We start from the raw sequence: 19074 nt of genomic DNA on the forward strand, positions 1-19074 counted from the left end.
AACAATAGGAACTCGTTATAGACATAGATGGTTAGGGGGAAGTTGGGTGAAGAAAGTGCTCATCTATATGCTCTGGCTGATAGGAGCTATCGTATTTATTTATTTTGGACATAAAGGTGTACGGATCATGACTCAATGGGCACAAAAGGGTGATTTTGTTGAGTTGACAATCGTAGCAAAAGTACTATTTTCAGCTTTAGGTGGAGCTTTGCTCGTCTGGATAGGAGGAGCAAGACGTAAAAAGCCAACAAACTGGAAGTTATTTTATGTGATTACGATGCCATGCTTACTTATTGCTTTAGTGCCAATTATGTGGATGCATATACCGTTGAATTGGTCATGGTTGTATCCTTTGTATCATGATGTATATGTATACTACTTTGGGCTAGTTGCTGGTTATTCTTATTGCAAAGCATTATTTCGTTCTCAGGATCACTAAGCCCCAGCATGTGGAATGTTTGTAAGGGTTGAGTGAACACGGGATTACATATACAATATAAGTCTGTAAATCGAGCGTTTTGTAGACTCCGTAAGTTGGTGTTTTGTTCGTAAGGTACAAATGGCAGGGGGAAACGATTGTGGGTGCGAAACGATCGTCTGCGTCTGAAGCAGAGGTTATCGATCTGTTGGCTTTGGAGCGTGAAGCTTGGTCAGCAGGCTATGAAGCGATAGCAGGTATTGATGAGGTGGGGCGTGGCTGTTTATTTGGTGATGTGGTAGCAGCTGCCGTCATTTTGCCTCGTGATTGGCAGTTAGAGGGGATAAATGATTCGAAGAAATTGTCAGAGAAGAAGCGGGAAGCGCTCTATGAGGACATTATTGCAAATGCTGTTGCGTGGTCAGTCGCGCATATGGATGCGAAAGCAATCGATGAGCTGAATATAAAGCAAGCAACCCGTTTGGCGATGAAAACAGCTGTTGAACAATTGAAAATTGCACCAGACATGCTATTTATCGATGCTGAAAAAATACAAGTAGATGTACCACAAAAATCTCTTATTAAAGGTGACGCGACGAGCCAATCCATCGCCGCAGCATCCATTATTGCGAAGGTGACAAGAGATCGATTGTGCAGCAAGGAATGGAATGAGTTGTACCCTGAGTATGGAATAGCCGTACATAAGGGTTATGGAACAAAAGCGCACTATGCAGCGTTGGATGAGTATGGGCCGACAAAGATGCATCGCAGAACGTTTTTGAAGAAGTGGGAAGAGACGAAGACGCAGCTGACGTTGTTTTAAACAGGCTGCGTCTTTTGTATGTTCATTTATTATTTATGATATATCTGCCGATATATAGGATAGTGATGCTGCAAGTATCGGAGGGTTATGGTTGAATATATCACATTTGGTGCGAGGGATGACTGGGGAGGCGAAACCCGGAGACTCGCGAGCGTTAGAGCTTCGTTCTGGACAAGTTGTACGCGGTGTAGTAATGAGTGTATCGGAAAATGGACAAGAAGCAGTTGTTCAAATAAATGGTGTGCCAGTCAAAGCGGTGCTTGAAACACCTATGCGCCCAGGTCAGACGACTTGGATGCAAGTGCAAGGCCAACAAGAAGACGGGCTTATTATGTTAAAGCAATCAGAAGCTCATTCTTCACAGCCGCTGCCAACGATAGGGGATGCACTTAAGCAAGCTGGGCTTCCAGATGAGCCTTGGGCACGTACGATACTGCGCGATTTGCAGAAGAGTGGAATCCCGTTGACGAGAGAAACGATGGCGCAGTTGTCAAAGGTAATGGCAATGAAGCCTGACGGTGTGGCAATGGATGAGTGGGTGCAAACGGCTGCGCTGGCTCTGAAGCGTAATTTGCCGTTGACTGCAGAGACGATGCGAGGTTTGCAAACGGTTCTATTTGGCAGACCGATGCATGATATGCTGACGCAGCTGACACGCAGCAGCGAAGCTTGGCTTCAATCATCGGCTTCTTCTGGAACGTCTGCGATGACAGGTGCAGTGAAAGATGCGCTTGCACTTGTTCGTACGCTGGTAGCAATGATGCCGAATCCTACAAATAGTGGGGATTTGATGGACAATGGCGGTAGTTCGGCACGTGGTGGACACTCTTCGGTCGCTGCTGGAACAACAGGGCCTCTTACTACGTCATCGAATGGTAATACGGGCAGTGGTACACAGACTGGGGCACAGTCCGCTGGTATTTCACAATCTTCGAGTGCGGCGCAGACAGGAGCGGGAGCAGGTGCTGCAACAAATAGTGGTGCCCAAAATACGGCTCAAGGTACGGCAAATGGTTCGGCAGCTGGGGGAGTAGCTCAAGCAGGAGCGGGAGCCAATGCTGCAAGTGGTACCGCTACGCCTGCCACTGGTGGCGCGGCGGGAAGTACAGCTCCTGCGATGCCAACTGGCGCAGGAGCTGCTGGCAACGCCCAGCCAGCTGAAGCTGGGCTGGCTGGGCGTCAAGCTGCGGGATCCACACCTACTGGTGATGGTGCGGATCCCGCAGCACAGCGCCCGATAAGCGCTCCATCCAATGGAGGCGCGCTTATCGGGCGTATGTTGACGCTGCTCGGCGTATCGCATGAGCAGCAAGTGCAGCGCGCGCTGCTGCACAGCGCAGCAGGCGCTGCACAGGCGGCGCCGCAGGCAGATGCGCCGCCTGCGAGCGCGAGCAGCACAGCCGCACCACAGCAGCAGGCTGCGCCTGCAGGTGCGGACAGCGCTCGCGCTGGCGTGCCTATGGCACGCCTAGGGGCGGAGGCCGCGCAAGCAGCAGCTGCCCCATTGCCAGCGGCAGCCGCGCAGAGCGCCGCTCCGGCTGTCGCTACAGAGTCGCTGAAGAGCGCGCTGCTTCAGCTTCTCCAACACGAGCAGCTGCCGCCAGCTGTACGCGATGCGGCCCAGCAGCTCGTGCAAAATATAACGGGACAGCAACTGCTCTTAACGAGCGATCGGTCATTGCCATTTGCACATGTCACCTTGCACGTCCCGTTTGTAACGCCTGATGGGCGTCAAACAGCAGCTGTGCATATCCAAGCTCGCCAAGGTCGCAAGGGCGAGCTTGATGCAGACAACTGCCGTTTGTGGTTTGACTTGGATCTGAAAGCACTCGGACATACGGTTGTTGATGTTAATGTGGTTGACAAGCTCGTTGCTTTGAATATTCATCATCCGAGCGAGCAGGTGCAAGAAGCACTGCAAGGCTACCGTGAAGAAATTGATCAAGCGCTGGTAAGCATCGGGTATCAATTGTCGGCATTCCGAGTGCAGGCGCCTCCTGAGAAGCATGCGGATACAGCGGAAGTAAATCGTACGCTCGATTCGTATTCACCGACTCCGTACAAAGGGGTGGATCTGCGCATATGAGTCGCAAGTCATCAACATCAACCCCGCAGAAACGGGGCAAGGCGGTTGCGCTTTCCTATGAGCCTGGGCAAGCTACAGCACCTGTTGTCGTTGCCAAAGGGCAAGGGCTATTAGCAGAGCGCATCGTAGCTACGGCTGTCGAAAATGGTGTCCCGATTCAAGAGGATGCCTCTCTCGTGGAAGTTCTTTCTAAGCTTGATCTGGATCAGCAGATTCCTGCTGAGTTGTATCAACTTGTAGCAGAAGTACTCACATTTGTTTATCGTTCTGATCAACGTGCAGCGAAGGGATGGGTGCGAGCGGATGACTGAACGGAGGCAACCGTCGACTAGAGGTGTCCAAAGAAACCGTCGTGAAATAGGAAAACATGCGGAGCAGCAAGCAGAGCAGCATATCACGCAAATGGGTTGGACGGTAGTCGAGCGCAATTGGCGCTGTCGTCAGGGAGAGTTGGATTTGATTGCTCGAGATGGCGAGTGGTGGGTGTTCATTGAAGTTCGGAGCCGTACGGAAGGTGGTTCGTTCGGCACGGCTCGGGAAGCGATAGATGTTCGCAAACAGCAGCAAGTGAGAGCTATAGTCGAACAGTATATTCATCGGACTCGTCTATATGAAGCGAAGATTCGATGTGATGCCATTATCATTACGTATCCGAAGCAAGGGGATGGAGATACAGTACTGGAACTAGAGCATATTGAACATGCATTTTAAATATAGTTCTAGTTCTGACACTTATCAGAGATTCTATGGATAGAGATATGAAGTATGAACTGTGAAGCATGAACGTCAACGTATGCACTATGATGTATTTATGAACTGTAAAGAGTGAATTACAATACATTAGGCGGCAAGGATCTTATCTTTTGTTCGGTCTATTCTATGTGAAAAGTAGCAGGAGGCGGCCGTGTGCTTCTGTCAACATACACTCATTTGAATTAGGAATACGCCGCTATTGACAGCATGGATGGTTACTGTCAATAGCGGCGTATTTTAAAATTAGCTCGGTTTGATATGAAGCAGTATATTGAATCGCAAAATAACAGCAGCTTGGATGTTGCATCAACATATTGGTAATATTGTTCTAGTTGTTTAATCTATTCTTCGTGATCTCAATGTAAGTTTGAGCTTCGTGTTCATCTATAATCCGCAATTTATTTTTCAAATAGGTAGACTACCTCTAATGGGTGCTGTTGACGTTACTTGCGCTGTATCGCCCATTTTAAAAAGATAACGGGTGTAGATGAGCTTAATTTAGCCAAACTGAAGCATATACTTACTCTTTCTGACGAAAAGCGCTGTGACACCCGTTACTATTCAAAACTCGTCCATTTTAACACAATAGGCTCTACTGCACTCGTTAGAGTGATTACGATAGCCGTAGTATTCAGGTTGTCTATAATACAAACCCGCTGGCTCTATTACAACACCAGAATTACTCTTACATACATGAACGTTTGAAATACATTATGCAGGTCTATCCAGCTTGCGATAGCTGATCGCTTCTGCTAAATGTCCGATTTCGATCTGTTCGCAATCTTCTAAATCTGCAATTGTTCGTGCGAGCTTGAGAATACGATCGTGAGCACGAATGCTTAGCCCAAGTTCATCATACACCTGTTGAAGCATAGTAGATGACGCTGTAGAAAGGGCGCAATACTGCTGGAGCCAAGAACCTCTTAATTCGCTGTTGAAGCGTAATGGCAAATGACGATAGCGGTGCAACTGCCTTTCGTGAGCTAGCATGACCTGTTCCCGCAATTGAGCGGAATCGATCACTTTGTTATTGGTGGCGTGCAATGAGATGCGAGGTACTTCTAGCTGCATGTCAATTCGATCTAATAAGGGCCCTGATAGGCGCGAGCGATAATGATGCAGGCGTGCGGGTGTACAAGTGCATATAGAGTGTTCAGTAGCTTGAAAATGGCCGCAAGGACAAGGATTCATACTAGCAGCCAGCATAAAGTGCGCAGGGAAGCGATAAACGGCTCGTGTGCGGCTAATCGTGACATGCCGATCCTCGAGAGGCTGTCGCAATACTTCTAACGTCTGACGCGGAAATTCGGGTAGTTCGTCTAAAAACAATACACCTCGATGAGCGAGACTAATCTCCCCGGGCTTAGGAAAGCTTCCTCCGCCAATTAACCCAGCAGGAGAAATGGAATGGTGGGGAGAACGGAAAGGTCTCATCTGAATCAATCCTGTTGATGATTGCTCCCATTTTCCAGAAACACTGTACAGCTTGGAAACTTCTAATGCTTCATCGTCAGTTAATAGGGGCAATATCGTAGGGAGACGGCGAATAAGCATTGTCTTCCCCGTTCCAGGTGGACCGCTAAGTAAGATGTTGTGCATCCCTGCAGCGGCAACGGTCATCGCACGTTTGGCATGTTCTTGACCTCGAACCTCCGCATAGTCTTCATGTCCGTCGTCCAGGTATCCGACTTTGGTCATGGATGGTAAATAGGAGGAATGAGGGGAGAACAACAGACTGGACAAGCTGCCGGCACTGTCCGTCACCTGGCGTAATTGTGCTAATGTAGACAGGCTATAAACTTCTATTCCACTTACCAATACAGCTTCAGGTGCGTTGGCACTTGGAACGAGTACTTGTGTAATGCCTTGTCTTCTCGCCTCATCAACTATTGACAATATTCCTGGGATGGGACGTGTCGTTCCGTCTAAGGCTAATTCACCTGCGACTAGCATATTGCGAAAAAGCGATAAATCCAGTTGTCCACTAGTACCAAGGATGCCAATTGCCATAGCCAAGTCGTAAGACGTTCCTTCTTTACGTAGATCAGCGGGGGCTAAATTGATCGTTATGCGCTCTAAAGGAAATTTCCAGCCGCAATTGCGTACTGAACTGCGGACTCGATCGATAGACTCCCTCACTGCTGCATCAGGTAAGCCTACTACTGCGACATGTGGTAGTCCAGAAGAAATATCAAATTCCATTTGAATCATGCGACCTTCGACCCCATATACAGCTGCACTCCATATACTTCCATACATAATAAAAAACACCTCTTCTTTCACATTCCAAATTGTAGTAAGGGAATGCGCAAGAAAGGTGCTTCCTTATCCAAGCGCGAATAATCTCAATTTGTGATATATTATATGGAAGAAACGCATTTTTCGTCAACTAGCTGATAGATTTTTACTAGTTTTAGGGTAAATATCTGCTGTAAACGTATGCTAAATGAACTAAAAATAGTGATCTATCTCATTGAGAGATGAATTTGATATCAAACAAATGTGTATTTTGTAATAATTATGGTAGGAAAGCGCTTTAAAAACATGTTACAATGTGTTCGGATTGGTTGGAATTACCGTCCATTCCTTGACATGCACTAGTATTATTATTGCAGCAGACCTTAGTATTAACCGTTCCTCTGTTAACGACACAGTTGTCGAAATATGCAAGGAGCATTTGCTTGGCTGCATAAGCATTATCATTCTAACCCATACGATTCGGATAGGGGGATGCACAATGAATATCCATGAATATCAAGGCAAAGAAGTATTAAAACAATACGGCGTTGCTGTACCGAATGGTAAAGTTGCGTTCAGCGTGGATGAGGCCGTGCAAGCTGCAGAACAATTAGGTACATCAGTAGTTGTCGTTAAGGCTCAGATCCATGCAGGTGGCCGTGGTAAAGCAGGCGGTGTTAAAGTTGCGAAGAGCCTAGATGAAGTTCGTGCCTATGCAAGTGAAATACTAGGTAAAGTGCTTGTTACACACCAAACTGGCCCTGAAGGTAAAGAGGTTAAGCGTCTCTTAATCGAAGAAGGGTGCGACATCAAGAAAGAATACTATGTAGGTATCGTAGTAGACCGTGCGACAGGCCGCGTCGTTATGATGGGTTCTGAAGAAGGCGGTATGGATATTGAAGAGGTAGCTGAAAATACACCTGAAAAAATCATTAAAGTCGTAGTTGACCCAGCTGTAGGACTTCAAATGTTCCAAGCACGTAAGTTGGCTTATGACATTAATATCCCAGGAGAGCTTGTGAACAAAGCAGTTAAGTTCATGTTGGCTCTATACCAAGCTTTCGTAGATAAAGATTGCTCTATCGCAGAGATCAATCCTCTAGTTGTTACTGGCGATGGACAAGTTATGGCATTGGATGCGAAGTTGAACTTCGATTCCAACGCATTGTATCGCCATAAAGATATTTTAGAGTATCGTGATCTTGATGAAGAAGATGAGAAAGAAATCGAAGCTTCCAAATTTGATTTGAGCTACATTGCACTAGACGGCAACATTGGCTGTATGGTTAATGGTGCAGGACTTGCAATGTCAACAATGGATATTATTAAATATTATGGCGGCGAACCGGCTAACTTCCTTGATGTTGGGGGCGGCGCGACGACTGAGAAAGTAACAGAAGCGTTCAAGATCATTTTGTCTGATCCGAATGTTAAAGGTATTTTCGTTAATATCTTCGGCGGCATTATGCGTTGTGATGTTATTGCGAACGGTGTTGTTGAAGCGGCGAAGCAAGTTGGCTTGAGTCGTCCACTAGTCGTACGCTTGGAAGGTACGAACGTTGAGATTGGTAAACGCATCTTGAACGAATCCGGCCTGAACATTGTAGCAGCGGATTCCATGGCTGACGGAGCGCAAAAAATTGTCGCTTTGGTTCAATAATCTGGCGAACGAGAGGTGGATGTGCGATGAGTATCTTAATTAACAAAGAAACCAAAGTCATTACACAAGGAATTACGGGCGCTACAGGACTATTCCATGCGAAGGGCGCCCTTGAATATGGTACACAAATGGTCGGCGGTGTAACACCAGGTAAAGGTGGTACAACGGTGGACATTACTCTTGAAAACGGTACGGAAATTAAACTTCCTGTCTACAATACAGTTGTAGAAGCTAAGCAACAGACAGGCGCTACAGCTAGCGTTATTTACGTAGCTCCTCCATTCGCAGCAGATGCAATTATGGAAGCAGTAGATGCGGACCTGGATCTCGTTATTTGTATCACAGAAGGAATTCCTGTTCTTGATATGGTAAAAGTGAAGCGCTATATGGAAGGCAAACGTACGGTTCTTATTGGACCTAACTGTCCAGGCGTAATCACACCAGGAGAGTGCAAAATTGGCATCATGCCTGGATACATCCATGCACCAGGTCATGTCGGTGTTGTATCCCGTAGTGGAACATTGACTTATGAGGCTGTTCATCAGTTGACAACACGTGGTATCGGGCAGTCTTCTGCTGTAGGTATCGGTGGTGACCCAGTTAAAGGCTCTGAGTTCATCGATATTTTGAGCCGTTTCAATGATGACCCGGACACATATGCGGTTATTATGATCGGTGAAATCGGCGGTACAGCTGAAGAGGAAGCAGCAGAATGGGTTAAGGCTAACATGAAGAAACCTGTAGTTGGCTTCATCGGTGGTGCAACAGCGCCTCCAGGAAAGCGTATGGGTCATGCGGGCGCTATCATTTCCGGAGGCAAAGGTACAGCTGCTGAAAAAATCGCGGTTCTTGAAGCTTGCGGTATTCAAGTAGCACCGACTCCTTCTGAAATGGGTTCTACGTTGGTTCGTGTTCTTGAAGAGAAGGGCATGTTGAAAGACTGCATTACGCATCAACACGCATAATCAAATATCGTAGTTAAACAAGGTAAGCAACCTTTTGCACATTCGTGTGGGAGGTTGCTTTTTTTATTTTCATTACGTCAATTGAGCGGATAAACATGTAATTCCTGAAATTTTATTTTACAAATGGAAAGAAGAGAAGTGCTGACAGGCACTCAAATTTGTAGCTGTCGTATAAAGGATTTGTAGAAATATTACAAAGTTGAGATATACGTATGTAAACGTATACTTGCATTCTGTCTTAAGGTAAAGCAAAATAAGGGGAGCGGTTGACGAGCTTCCTTCATCTGTAAGAGGAGGAAAGAAGATGAGTCGAATGTGGAGAATCCAAGATTGTTTGTTTGCCCTGCATCAAATTAAGGGTATAGGGTGGCATACGATCGATACCTGCATCAAACTGCTTGGTTGCGAGCAACTGTCTGCATGGCTTGACCGACCAGGCGCAGAATGGGTAGATGCAGGATTTAAACCTGCTTATGCACAACGCCTTGCAGGAGGGTACACAACAAGTCATTTACAAAAAAGGTTAGAGTTGACGTATAAATCGGGTATAGATTGGATTACGATGTATGATGAAAGCTACCCTGAATGCTTGAAAGAAATTCATGAGCCGCCTTGGGTGTTGTATGGCCGTGGAGTATGGTCGGTGGCAGAACAATATTCCATTGCTATGGTCGGCACACGAAACCCGACTGTCTATGGTAAGACAGTGGCCAAGTCTTTATCTTCACAATTGACGGAGCAAGGATTAGTCGTTGTGAGCGGGCTCGCACGTGGCATTGATGCAGCGAGTCATGAAGGAGCGCTCAATAAAGGACAAACGATAGCCGTACTTGGTACGAGCTGTGACGCGATTTATCCGGCTCAGCACAATCATTTAGCAGATACGATAGCAGCATCTGGCTTGGTCCTATCTGAATACCCGTTAGGAACTCCAGGGCATCCTGGTATGTTTCCGAGACGCAACCGTATTATTGCTGGACTTAGTTTAGGAACAGTCGTTGTCGAAGCTGCCGTTAGAAGCGGAGCACTAATTACTGCGCAGTTTGCGTTAGAAGCATCTCGGGATATATTCGCAGTTCCCGGCCCTGTTACTTCACCTAAATCAGCAGGTACATTTGAATTGTTAAAGCAAGGGGCTAAACCAGTTGCAACAGCAGGGGATATTGTGGAAGAATACGTTCACCTGTTGACAAGCCTGCCTCAGTCATACAATAATGAAACGGTCGTAGATGTGAAAGCTAATGAATGGCTGAATGACATGGAGCATTTACTATTTGATATCATTAGTGGGCAAGACTGTTCACTTGATGACTTATTTCAGAAGAGTGGTATGCCATTTGCGGATTTGCATCAGCATTTGTTATCCTTGCAAATAAAGAAACGTATTTATGAACATCAGCCTGGAGTGTATCGTTCGATATGAATGATTATTCTCTAGGAATTATAGGATAGTATTGATTGGTTGTCGGAGAGGAGGATGCGCCTATGGCAGATTCACTAGTTATTGTAGAATCACCAACTAAGGCCAAATCCATTGGCAAGTACTTAGGTAGTAAATATATTGTTAAAGCATCAATGGGCCATGTGCGTGATTTGCCGAAGAGTCAGATTGGAGTAGAAGTGGATAACAACTTCAATCCTAAATATATTACGATCCGTGGCAAAGGCTCTGTTCTTAAGGAATTAAGAGATGCACGCAAAAAAGTAAAAAAAGTTTATCTCGCGGCTGACCCCGATCGCGAAGGAGAAGCAATCGCATGGCATCTTGCTCATGTATTGGAATTGGATGAAGCAGAGCCATGTCGAGTTGTCTTCAATGAGATAACGAAGCAAGCGGTGAAGGATGCGTTTAAGACACCGCGTCAAATTAATATGGACCTCGTGCATGCACAGCAAGCGAGACGTATCCTTGACCGTTTGGTCGGTTACAAAATTAGTCCATTGCTTTGGAAAAAGGTGAAAAAGGGGTTGTCTGCTGGACGTGTCCAATCCGTAGCAGTCAAACTCATAATGGACCGCGAGAATGAAATTAACCTGTTTGTTCCAGAGGAATACTGGACCATAACAGCGATGCTGAAGAGTGACAAATCTCCGATTGAAGCGAAGTTCCATAGCATGAACGGAGAGAAGAAGGAACTGGGCTCTCAAGCCGATGTATCAGCAATTATGGATGCTATCGGGAAGCAGGCTTTTGAAGTAAAAGAAGTGAAGGAGAAAGAGCGTCTACGTCATCCTTCGCCACCATTTACAACGAGTTCCTTGCAACAAGAGGCAGCCCGCAAATTGAATTTCCGTGCTGGTAAGACGATGTCTGTGGCACAGCAATTATATGAAGGGGTTGACTTAGGTAAAGAGGGTACCGTTGGTCTTATTACGTATATGCGTACAGATTCGACGCGTGTTTCTCCAGTTGCCCAAGAAGAAGCGGGTACTTACTTAAGTGAAAAATTCGGAGCAGATTACGTACCAGAAACACCACGTCAATATGCTAAGAAAGCTGCAAATGCACAAGATGCGCATGAGGCGATTCGACCTACTTCTGTTCTTCGTGATCCTGAAACGTTGAAGCCTTTCTTGTCTCGTGACCAGCTCCGCTTGTATAAGCTTATCTGGGAGCGGTTCGTAGCGAGCCAAATGACATCTGCTGTTATGGATACAATGACAGTTGATTTGCTGGCTGGAGGAGCTTTGTTCCGCGCAAATGGTTCCAAGGTACGCTTCCCGGGCTTTATGAAGGTTTACGTAGAAGGAAACGATGATGGTACGGTAGAAACAGATAAGCTACTTCCACCATTAACGGTTGGAGACAAATTGCAACAGGAAGCTATCGAGCCTAAGCAGCACTTTACACAGCCTCCACCGCGATATACAGAAGCGCGTATGATTAAGACGCTTGAAGAGCTCGGTATAGGACGGCCTAGTACGTATTCTCCTACATTGGAGACGATACAGAAGCGTGGCTATGTGGCAATTGAAGAGAAGAAGTTTGTTCCGACAGAGCTTGGTGAGCTGGTTATTCAACAAATGGAAGAATTCTTCCCAGAAATTCTTGATGCAGAATTTACAGCACATATGGAAGAAGATCTCGACCAAGTAGAAGATGGCCAGCAGCAGTGGGATAAAGTACTAAGCAATTTCTATGAATCATTCGAGAAGCGACTGGAAGTTGCTGAAGAAGAAATGAAAGAAATAGAAATTGAAGATGAAGTATCTGATGAAATATGCGAAAAATGTGGTAGACATTTCGTGTATAAGATCGGAAGATTCGGCAAGTTTCTTGCTTGTTCAGGTTTCCCTGATTGCCGCAATGCGAAGCCGATCGTTAAAGATACAGGAGTAGCGTGTCCAACTTGCCACGAAGGTAAGCTTGTAGAGCGTCGAAGCAAAAAAGGGCGCGTATTCTACGGTTGCGATCGTTATCCAGAATGTGACCACGTAATGTGGGATAAACCATCTTCGAAGCCATGTCCAAGCTGTGGTAAGTTAATGGTAGAGAAACGTTCCAAGCAAGGGACGAAGCTGCAATGTACACAGTGTGAACATAACGAAGTGTTACAAGAATCAGAAGAAGAATAGTTGAATCGTTACAGGTACAGTTTGTAACAATGGAGAGGGGTACATCATAGATGGATAAGCCGAGAGTAACCGTCATTGGTGCCGGCTTAGCGGGCAGTGAAGCGGCATGGCAAATAGCACAGCAGGGGGTCCCTGTTACTTTATATGAGATGAGACCGGTACGTAAGACACCAGCTCATCACACCGATCAATTTGCAGAGCTTGTATGCTCTAATAGCTTGCGGGCAAATGGCTTGACGAATGCAGTAGGTGTTATTAAAGAAGAAATGCGCATGATGAATTCTCTAGTACTTCAAGCTGCTGATAAGCATGCTGTTCCAGCTGGTGGAGCCTTAGCGGTAGACCGTGACGGCTTCTCTGGTGAAATTACAGAGACACTTAAAAATCACCCTTTAATTGAAGTTCGTAATGAAGAGATGGAGTCTATTCCATTGGATGGGATTACTGTCATTGCTACAGGTCCTTTGACTTCACCGGCTTTGTCCCAGCAAATTAAAGATTTGATGGGTGAGGAATATTTCTATTTCTATGATGCAGCTGCACCGATTATTGACAAAGACAGTATCGATATGGATAAAGTATATCTTGCATCACGCTATGATAAGGGTGAGGCAGCCTATTTGAACTGTCCGATGACAGAAGAGGAATTCAATGCATTCTATGAGGCCTTGATTACGGCTGAGAAGGCAGAGCTGAAAGAGTTCGAAAAGGAAATTTACTTCGAAGGCTGCATGCCGATTGAAGTTATGATGAAACGAGGCAAACAAACGGCTCTGTTCGGTCCTATGAAGCCAGTAGGGCTTCCTGATCCGAAGACGGGCAAAATTCCATTTGCAGTTATTCAACTTCGTCAAGATAATGCAGCAGGCACGCTATACAATATGGTTGGCTTCCAGACTCATTTGAAATGGGGAGAGCAGAAGCGGGTATTCCGTATGATTCCAGGTCTTGAGAACGCTGAAATTGTACGCTACGGTGTTATGCACCGTAACACGTTCATTAACTCTCCAAAATTGTTGGAGCCAACTTATCAGTTCAAGGGACGTCCGTCGTTGTTCTTTGCTGGACAGATGACAGGTGTTGAAGGTTATGTAGAGTCCGCAGCATCTGGTATGATTGCAGGCTTGAATGCTGCTCGATTAGCTCTTGGAAAAGAGTGTGTCACACTACCAAAAGAATCTGCTTTAGGTAGTATGGCACAATATATTACAACTGCAGATTCGAAGCATTTCCAGCCAATGAATGCGAACTTTGGTTTGTTCCCTGCGCTTGAAACACGTATTCGTAATAAAAAAGATAAAAATGACGCGCTTGCACAACGAGCGTTGGAATCGATTCGTAACTTTAAAGAAGAGCTTGAAACGATTCATTCATCATAACGTATTATAGAAACAGCAGGATATCCTGCTGTTTCTTTTCGATATTCCTATACGAAAGGTGGTTCCTCCGATGGAAATGCAGTTTCATGCGACAACAATATGTGCTGTAAGGCATAATGGGCAAGGCGCCATTGCAGGTGATGGACAGGTAACATTCGGCAATAGTATGGTCATGAAGCAGCATGCTCGAAAAGTGCGCCGACTATATCGAGGTCAAGTAGTGGCAGGTTTCGCCGGTTCGGTTGCGGACGCAATCACTTTGTTCGAGAAGTTCGAAGGGAAGCTGGAAGAACATCATGGTCATTTGCAGCGTGCCGCTGTTGAGCTTGCTAAAGATTGGAGACAAGATCGAGTTCTTCGTAAGCTGGAGGCGCTCATGATCGTTATGGATAAACAACATATGCTGCTCATTTCTGGCGGTGGAGAAATTATAGAGCCCGATGATGGTATTGTGGCCATTGGTTCTGGAGGTAGCTTCGCATTATCAGCAGCGCGTGCTTTGAAACGGCATGCTGTTGATATGACAGCAAAAGAAATGGCCGAGGCGGCTCTTCATATTGCAAGTGAAATATGCGTATATACAAATGATAACCTTGTTGTGGAAGAATGCTAAAACAGCAATAGCAGAAATGGAGGATAAATGATGAGTGAGCAAGCGTGGACACCCAGACAGATTGTGAACGAACTTGATAAATATATTGTTGGTCAAAAAAAAGCAAAGCGCTCCGTGGCTATTGCACTGCGCAATCGTTATCGTAGAAGCTTGCTGGATGAAACTATTCAAGATGAAATCGTTCCAAAAAATATTTTGATGATCGGACCTACCGGAGTAGGTAAGACTGAGATAGCACGCCGTCTAGCTAAGCTTGTAAAGGCTCCTTTTGTCAAAGTGGAAGCTACGAAGTTTACTGAGGTAGGATACGTTGGTCGTGATGTGGAGTCAATGGTTCGTGATTTGATTGAAACGGCTATACGTATGGTCAAAAATGAACGGACAGAGAAGGTAAAAGAGAAAGCAGAAGAGCAGGCGAATGAACGCTTAGTTGAAATTCTCGTTCCTTCTGCAGCTCAATCTTCTCAACAGCGAAATCCGTTCGAAATGTTATTTGGACAAAATAATGGATCGGCTAACAAGTCGGAACCGGAAACGGACCCAACGCTGGATGAGAGACGTCGTAAAACACGCTTTGAATTATTGTCGGGCAAATTGGAGCAAGATGTTGTAGAAATTGATGTGGAAGAAGCAGCACCTAACATGTTGGATATGTTCTCTGGCCCAGGACAGGAACAAATGGGTATGAACATGCAGGAGATGCTAGGGAGCCTGCTGCCGAAGCGGACGAAAAAACGGAAGTTAGCAATTAAAGAAGCTCGTAAAGTCCTTACGCAAGAGGAAGCGGCTAAATTAATCGATATGGATGATGTGATTCAAGAGTCGATTCGTCGTGCAGAACAATCGGGCATTATTTTCATCGATGAAATTGACAAAATTGCATCCAGCAGTCGCGGAAACGGGCCTGATGTATCACGCGAAGGGGTGCAGCGAGATATTTTGCCAATCGTTGAAGGCTCAACGATCATGACCAAGTACGGCTCTGTAAAAACAGATTATATTTTGTTTATGGCTGCAGGAGCGTTTCATATTGCGAAGCCATCTGATTTGATCCCTGAATTGCAGGGCCGTTTTCCGATTCGGGTGGAGTTAACGAGCTTATCCACCGACGATTTTGTGTCTATTCTTACAGAGCCGAAGAATGCATTGACAAAGCAGTATGTGGAGCTGCTGAGAACGGAGCGGCTTGACCTTGAATTTTCTTCAGACGCAATTCGTGAAATAGCTAATATTGCCTATTCCGTTAATCAGAACATGGAGAATATCGGAGCTAGAAGATTGCATACAATTATGGAAAAATTACTGGAAGATTTGTCCTTTGAAGCTCCGGAATTAAATTTAGGACAATTTGTAATTACTCCAGAATATGTACGGGAAAAGCTTACTGATATTTCAAAAGATCGAGATTTAAGCCAATACATTCTTTAGTAGTGAAAAATTGTATTCAAATAATGATAATTTCCCAAAAATTGTCCTATCTTTCGTGCGAAAGATAGGGCTTTTTTCATATTGTCATTTTCGACAAATTTTAAGATGATTAAGATGTTTCGATATACGAACGAATGTAATATTATGAAAAACATGCTCGAATGATGAAAGATATTAAAATGTTACAGGTAACACTGTCTCATTTTTTTATTTTTTTGTCGAAACTTTGCAGGATAATAGCAAGACATGTAGAACTACGATACAAAGGAAAATGTGTAGAATGCGAGGTTAAGTGCATGAATTTAATGGGAGGTTCACACGTTCAGCGCTTAGAAGGTGCTATACAGGCCTCAGTATTGAGACAAAACGTTATAGCGAACAACGTTGCGAATGCTGATACCCCTCACTTTAAGCGCTCTGAGGTTCAATTTGAATCATTGCTTCGTGATCAGCTTAGCAACAACAAGCTTAGAGGTAGACGAACTCATGAGAAGCATATGTACATTGGTCCTAGATCTGGGGTACCTCAAGCATCGCTCATCCAGGACAAGCATAGTGTGATGGGGAACAACAAGAACAATGTGGATATGGAACATGAGATGACATTACAGGCTGAAAATCAGCTTCGTTATTATACTTATGTTCAGCAGTTGAATCATCATATCAACATGATGAAAACGGCTATTGATGCAAGGAGGTAATAAATAATGATAGGCAGTAGTTTTCAAATCAGTGCTTCAGGCCTAACTGCCCAACGACTGCGTATGGATGTTATTTCCGCAAACATTGCCAACGCTGAATCGACTCGTGCTCAATATGTGAACGGGCAGTTCGTGCCATACCGCCGTAAGATGGTTGCAATGTCACCAACAGAACCTACTTTTCAACAATCATTGAACGCAGCTATGAATGGACAATCTATTCCTCGTGGCGTAAAAGTCACTCAAATTAAAGCAGATGAAACTCCATTTAAGCGAGTCTATCAGCCAACACATCCTGATGCAGATGCACAAGGCTATGTATCTTTACCAAATGTGGATATTGCGAAAGAAATGGTAGATATGATCTCTGCTACACGCTCCTATGAGGCTAATGTCACGGCCCTGAATGCTTCCAAGTCAATGATAATGAAAGCACTAGAGATCGGTAGAGGCTAATATGCAACAAGCGATAATTGACTAGGAGGTCCACCATGATTCATAATTCGATTTCACCTGTGCAAACAGGCTCAATCTCAGGTATGAGCAATGTGATTAAACCAACATCTCCAGCTGAAGTAACAGAATCCTTCAACTCATTCCTAACAGACGCAATTGCAAATTTAGAGCAACAAGAACAACAAGTACATAATGTAAATGACAAGTTCCTAATAGGTGAGGCCAGTGTCGATCAGGTCATGATTACCTCGGAACGTGCGCTTCTCAACTTGCAACTAACAACTCAAGTCCGCAACAAGGTGATCGAAGCGTATCAAGAGATCATGCGCATACAATTATAATGTCGTGATGTCTTACACAGTATTGGTGGGGTGACGAGGTGTGAATGAAAAAATTGGCCAGTACAGGGAGCGAGCTACCCAGTATTGGAATCAGTACAGCAAGAAGCAGAAGTTGCTTCTAGGATCAACATTTATCATTTTACTTTTAGCTATTGGAATCGTTACATATCAGTTATCTAAGACAGAATACTCACTAGCTTTTAAAGATTTGAATTCTAGTGATGCTGCAGGAATTATTGAATACTTAAATACGAACAGCATTCCCTATCAACTAAGCCCTGATGGTGCATCTATTTCTGTTCCAGCAGCTATGGCAGCAAAAGCAAAGGTTGATGTAGGCGCACAAGGTATCGTCCAGAATGGTTCTCTCGGCTTTGACTCCTTCTCTCCAGACGGAATGATGGGCGGAATGACCGATAACGTGTTCGATGTTCGTTACAAAGATGCGCTAAACGGTGAAGTAGAGCGCTTGTTAAGACAGATGGAAGGCATCCAGGATGCACAAGTTCTTATTAATTTGCCGCAAGAAACCGTATTTATGGAAGCAGAGAAGCCACAAGCTTCTGCATCAATTGTATTGAAGTTCAAACCAGGCTATGTGCCGGATCAAAAAGTGATAGACGGATACTTCAATCTAGTAAGTACAGCCGTGCCTAACTTAGAGATCGACAATATAAGCATGATGACAGGGAATAGCCCACTGTATGCATCAAGCTCAAGTAATGGCGTAAATGGTTCATTCCTTGGCACAGTTGATGATCAACTGGCCGTACAACGCAGATACGAACGTGAACTAAGTGATAAGGTTCGCATGTTCTTATCCAGCTTTGTAGGTCCTGACAAGGTTAATGTATTAATCTCTTCTAATCTCAACTTCGATATTCAAACAGAAGAACATAACGAAGTTAAGCCAGTTGACGAAGAGAATATGAAAGGTATCGAGATTAGCGTCGAAGAACTTCAAGAATCGTTTAATGGCAGTGGTGCTGGAGAAGGTGGAGTTGCAGGTGTTGGCGATGGTGAAGTTCCAAATTATCCAGGCGACACTAACAGTGGTCAAACACAATCCGAAAAATCACAGCGTACAGTCAACTATGAAGTAACGCGTATTAAAAAAGCGATACAATCTAGTCCATATGCTGTAACAGATTTAACCATTCATGCAGCAGTTGAATCACAGCTTACTGATGCACAGCGAGATTCTATTGAAAAAGTTCTTAAGTCTATCGTTGCTGCTCAGCTTCAGACAACAGCTACGAAAAATAACGTTACTATTACAGACGATGTATTGAAGCAAAAAGTTTCTGTCATTGCACAAAATGAGACTAATGTAGCGGTAACAGCTGAGTCTGGAATCCCGACATGGGTATGGTATGGGGCTGGAGTCCTCTTATTATTACTTGTGGGCGGTGGAATCGCATTTGCTGTAATGCGCAAACGGAAGCGCCAAGAAGAAGAATATGAACTCGATGATGTGCAATTTATTCCGACAAATATCGAGCTTCCTTCCATCGATTTGGAACATGTTACAAGTGAGCACCAAGTGCGTAAGCAGTTGGAAGCTCTAGCTAAGAAAAAGCCAGAAGAGTTTGTGAACTTGCTACGAACTTGGCTACTAGATGATTCGAGGTGAGCAG

17 protein-coding genes are annotated in these 19074 nt (G+C 44.9%); 16 read left to right on the plus strand and 1 reads right to left on the minus strand.

Annotated elements, in window-relative coordinates; translation table 11 throughout:
• Positions 1 to 46: 46 nt before the first annotated feature.
• The 5 genes from IFO66_RS01885 to IFO66_RS01905 all read left to right on the plus strand — a co-directional run bounded on the left by IFO66_RS01885 (position 47) and on the right by IFO66_RS01905 (position 4038).
• A complete protein-coding gene (locus IFO66_RS01885) occupies positions 47 to 439 on the plus strand; it encodes a hypothetical protein (protein ID WP_192023497.1) in 393 nt (130 codons plus the stop codon).
• A gap of 139 nt (positions 440 to 578) precedes the next feature.
• Positions 579 to 1241, plus strand: a complete 663-nt coding sequence (locus IFO66_RS01890) for a ribonuclease HII (RefSeq protein WP_192023498.1) — start codon at positions 579 to 581, stop codon at positions 1239 to 1241.
• Positions 1242 to 1332: 91 nt separating this feature from the next.
• A complete protein-coding gene (locus IFO66_RS01895; protein WP_192023499.1) occupies positions 1333 to 3327 on the plus strand; it encodes a DNA ligase in 1995 nt (664 codons plus the stop codon).
• Entirely contained in the window at positions 3324 to 3638 is a 315-nt protein-coding gene (locus IFO66_RS01900) for an EscU/YscU/HrcU family type III secretion system export apparatus switch protein (RefSeq protein ID WP_192023500.1), read from the plus strand. The genes IFO66_RS01895 and IFO66_RS01900 overlap by 4 nt, the downstream gene beginning before the upstream one ends.
• Positions 3631 to 4038, plus strand: coding sequence for a YraN family protein (locus tag IFO66_RS01905; protein ID WP_192023501.1), 408 nt, complete (start codon positions 3631 to 3633; stop codon positions 4036 to 4038). The genes IFO66_RS01900 and IFO66_RS01905 overlap by 8 nt, the downstream gene beginning before the upstream one ends.
• A 753-nt stretch (positions 4039 to 4791) precedes the next feature.
• On the opposite strand, the gene IFO66_RS01910 is transcribed toward IFO66_RS01905, so the two are convergent.
• Positions 4792 to 6339: a YifB family Mg chelatase-like AAA ATPase gene (locus IFO66_RS01910; protein ID WP_192023502.1), complete on the minus strand. Its 1548-nt coding sequence runs from the start codon at positions 6337 to 6339 to the stop codon at positions 4792 to 4794.
• Between the two features lie 478 nt (positions 6340 to 6817).
• Between IFO66_RS01910 and sucC the strand changes: the two genes are divergently transcribed.
• The 11 genes from sucC to fliF all read left to right on the plus strand — a co-directional run bounded on the left by sucC (position 6818) and on the right by fliF (position 19070).
• Positions 6818 to 7978, plus strand: a complete 1161-nt coding sequence (gene sucC, locus IFO66_RS01915; RefSeq protein ID WP_192023503.1) for an ADP-forming succinate--CoA ligase subunit beta — start codon at positions 6818 to 6820, stop codon at positions 7976 to 7978.
• A gap of 26 nt (positions 7979 to 8004) precedes the next feature.
• A complete protein-coding gene (gene sucD, locus IFO66_RS01920; protein ID WP_192023504.1) occupies positions 8005 to 8943 on the plus strand; it encodes a succinate--CoA ligase subunit alpha in 939 nt (312 codons plus the stop codon).
• Positions 8944 to 9247: 304 nt separating this feature from the next.
• Positions 9248 to 10366 (plus strand): DNA-processing protein DprA, encoded by a 1119-nt coding sequence (gene dprA, locus IFO66_RS01925; RefSeq protein ID WP_225445419.1) that lies wholly within the window; start codon positions 9248 to 9250, stop codon positions 10364 to 10366.
• 62 nt (positions 10367 to 10428) lie between these two features.
• Complete coding sequence (gene topA / locus IFO66_RS01930) at positions 10429 to 12519, plus strand: type I DNA topoisomerase (protein WP_192023505.1); 2091 nt, start codon at positions 10429 to 10431, stop codon at positions 12517 to 12519.
• 50 nt (positions 12520 to 12569) lie between these two features.
• Complete coding sequence (trmFO, locus tag IFO66_RS01935; RefSeq protein WP_192023506.1) at positions 12570 to 13898, plus strand: FADH(2)-oxidizing methylenetetrahydrofolate--tRNA-(uracil(54)-C(5))-methyltransferase TrmFO; 1329 nt, start codon at positions 12570 to 12572, stop codon at positions 13896 to 13898.
• A gap of 70 nt (positions 13899 to 13968) precedes the next feature.
• Positions 13969 to 14511 (plus strand): ATP-dependent protease subunit HslV, encoded by a 543-nt coding sequence (hslV, locus tag IFO66_RS01940; RefSeq protein ID WP_192023507.1) that lies wholly within the window; start codon positions 13969 to 13971, stop codon positions 14509 to 14511.
• A 30-nt stretch (positions 14512 to 14541) separates the two neighbouring features.
• Positions 14542 to 15939, plus strand: coding sequence for an ATP-dependent protease ATPase subunit HslU (gene hslU / locus IFO66_RS01945; RefSeq protein ID WP_192023710.1), 1398 nt, complete (start codon positions 14542 to 14544; stop codon positions 15937 to 15939).
• Positions 15940 to 16235: 296 nt separating this feature from the next.
• A complete protein-coding gene (flgB, locus tag IFO66_RS01950; protein WP_192023508.1) occupies positions 16236 to 16640 on the plus strand; it encodes a flagellar basal body rod protein FlgB in 405 nt (134 codons plus the stop codon).
• A 3-nt stretch (positions 16641 to 16643) separates the two neighbouring features.
• Positions 16644 to 17096, plus strand: coding sequence for a flagellar basal body rod protein FlgC (flgC, locus tag IFO66_RS01955; protein WP_028595582.1), 453 nt, complete (start codon positions 16644 to 16646; stop codon positions 17094 to 17096).
• Positions 17097 to 17131: 35 nt separating this feature from the next.
• Complete coding sequence (gene fliE / locus IFO66_RS01960) at positions 17132 to 17437, plus strand: flagellar hook-basal body complex protein FliE (protein ID WP_192023509.1); 306 nt, start codon at positions 17132 to 17134, stop codon at positions 17435 to 17437.
• 40 nt (positions 17438 to 17477) lie between these two features.
• Positions 17478 to 19070 carry a flagellar basal-body MS-ring/collar protein FliF gene (gene fliF, locus IFO66_RS01965; protein ID WP_192023510.1) on the plus strand — a complete coding sequence of 531 codons (1593 nt, stop codon included), beginning with the start codon at positions 17478 to 17480 and terminating at the stop codon, positions 19068 to 19070.
• Positions 19071 to 19074: the final 4 nt, after the last annotated feature.

The organism is Paenibacillus arenosi, assembly GCF_014841135.1.
GTDB classification, from domain to species: domain Bacteria; phylum Bacillota; class Bacilli; order Paenibacillales; family Paenibacillaceae; genus Paenibacillus_B; species Paenibacillus_B arenosi.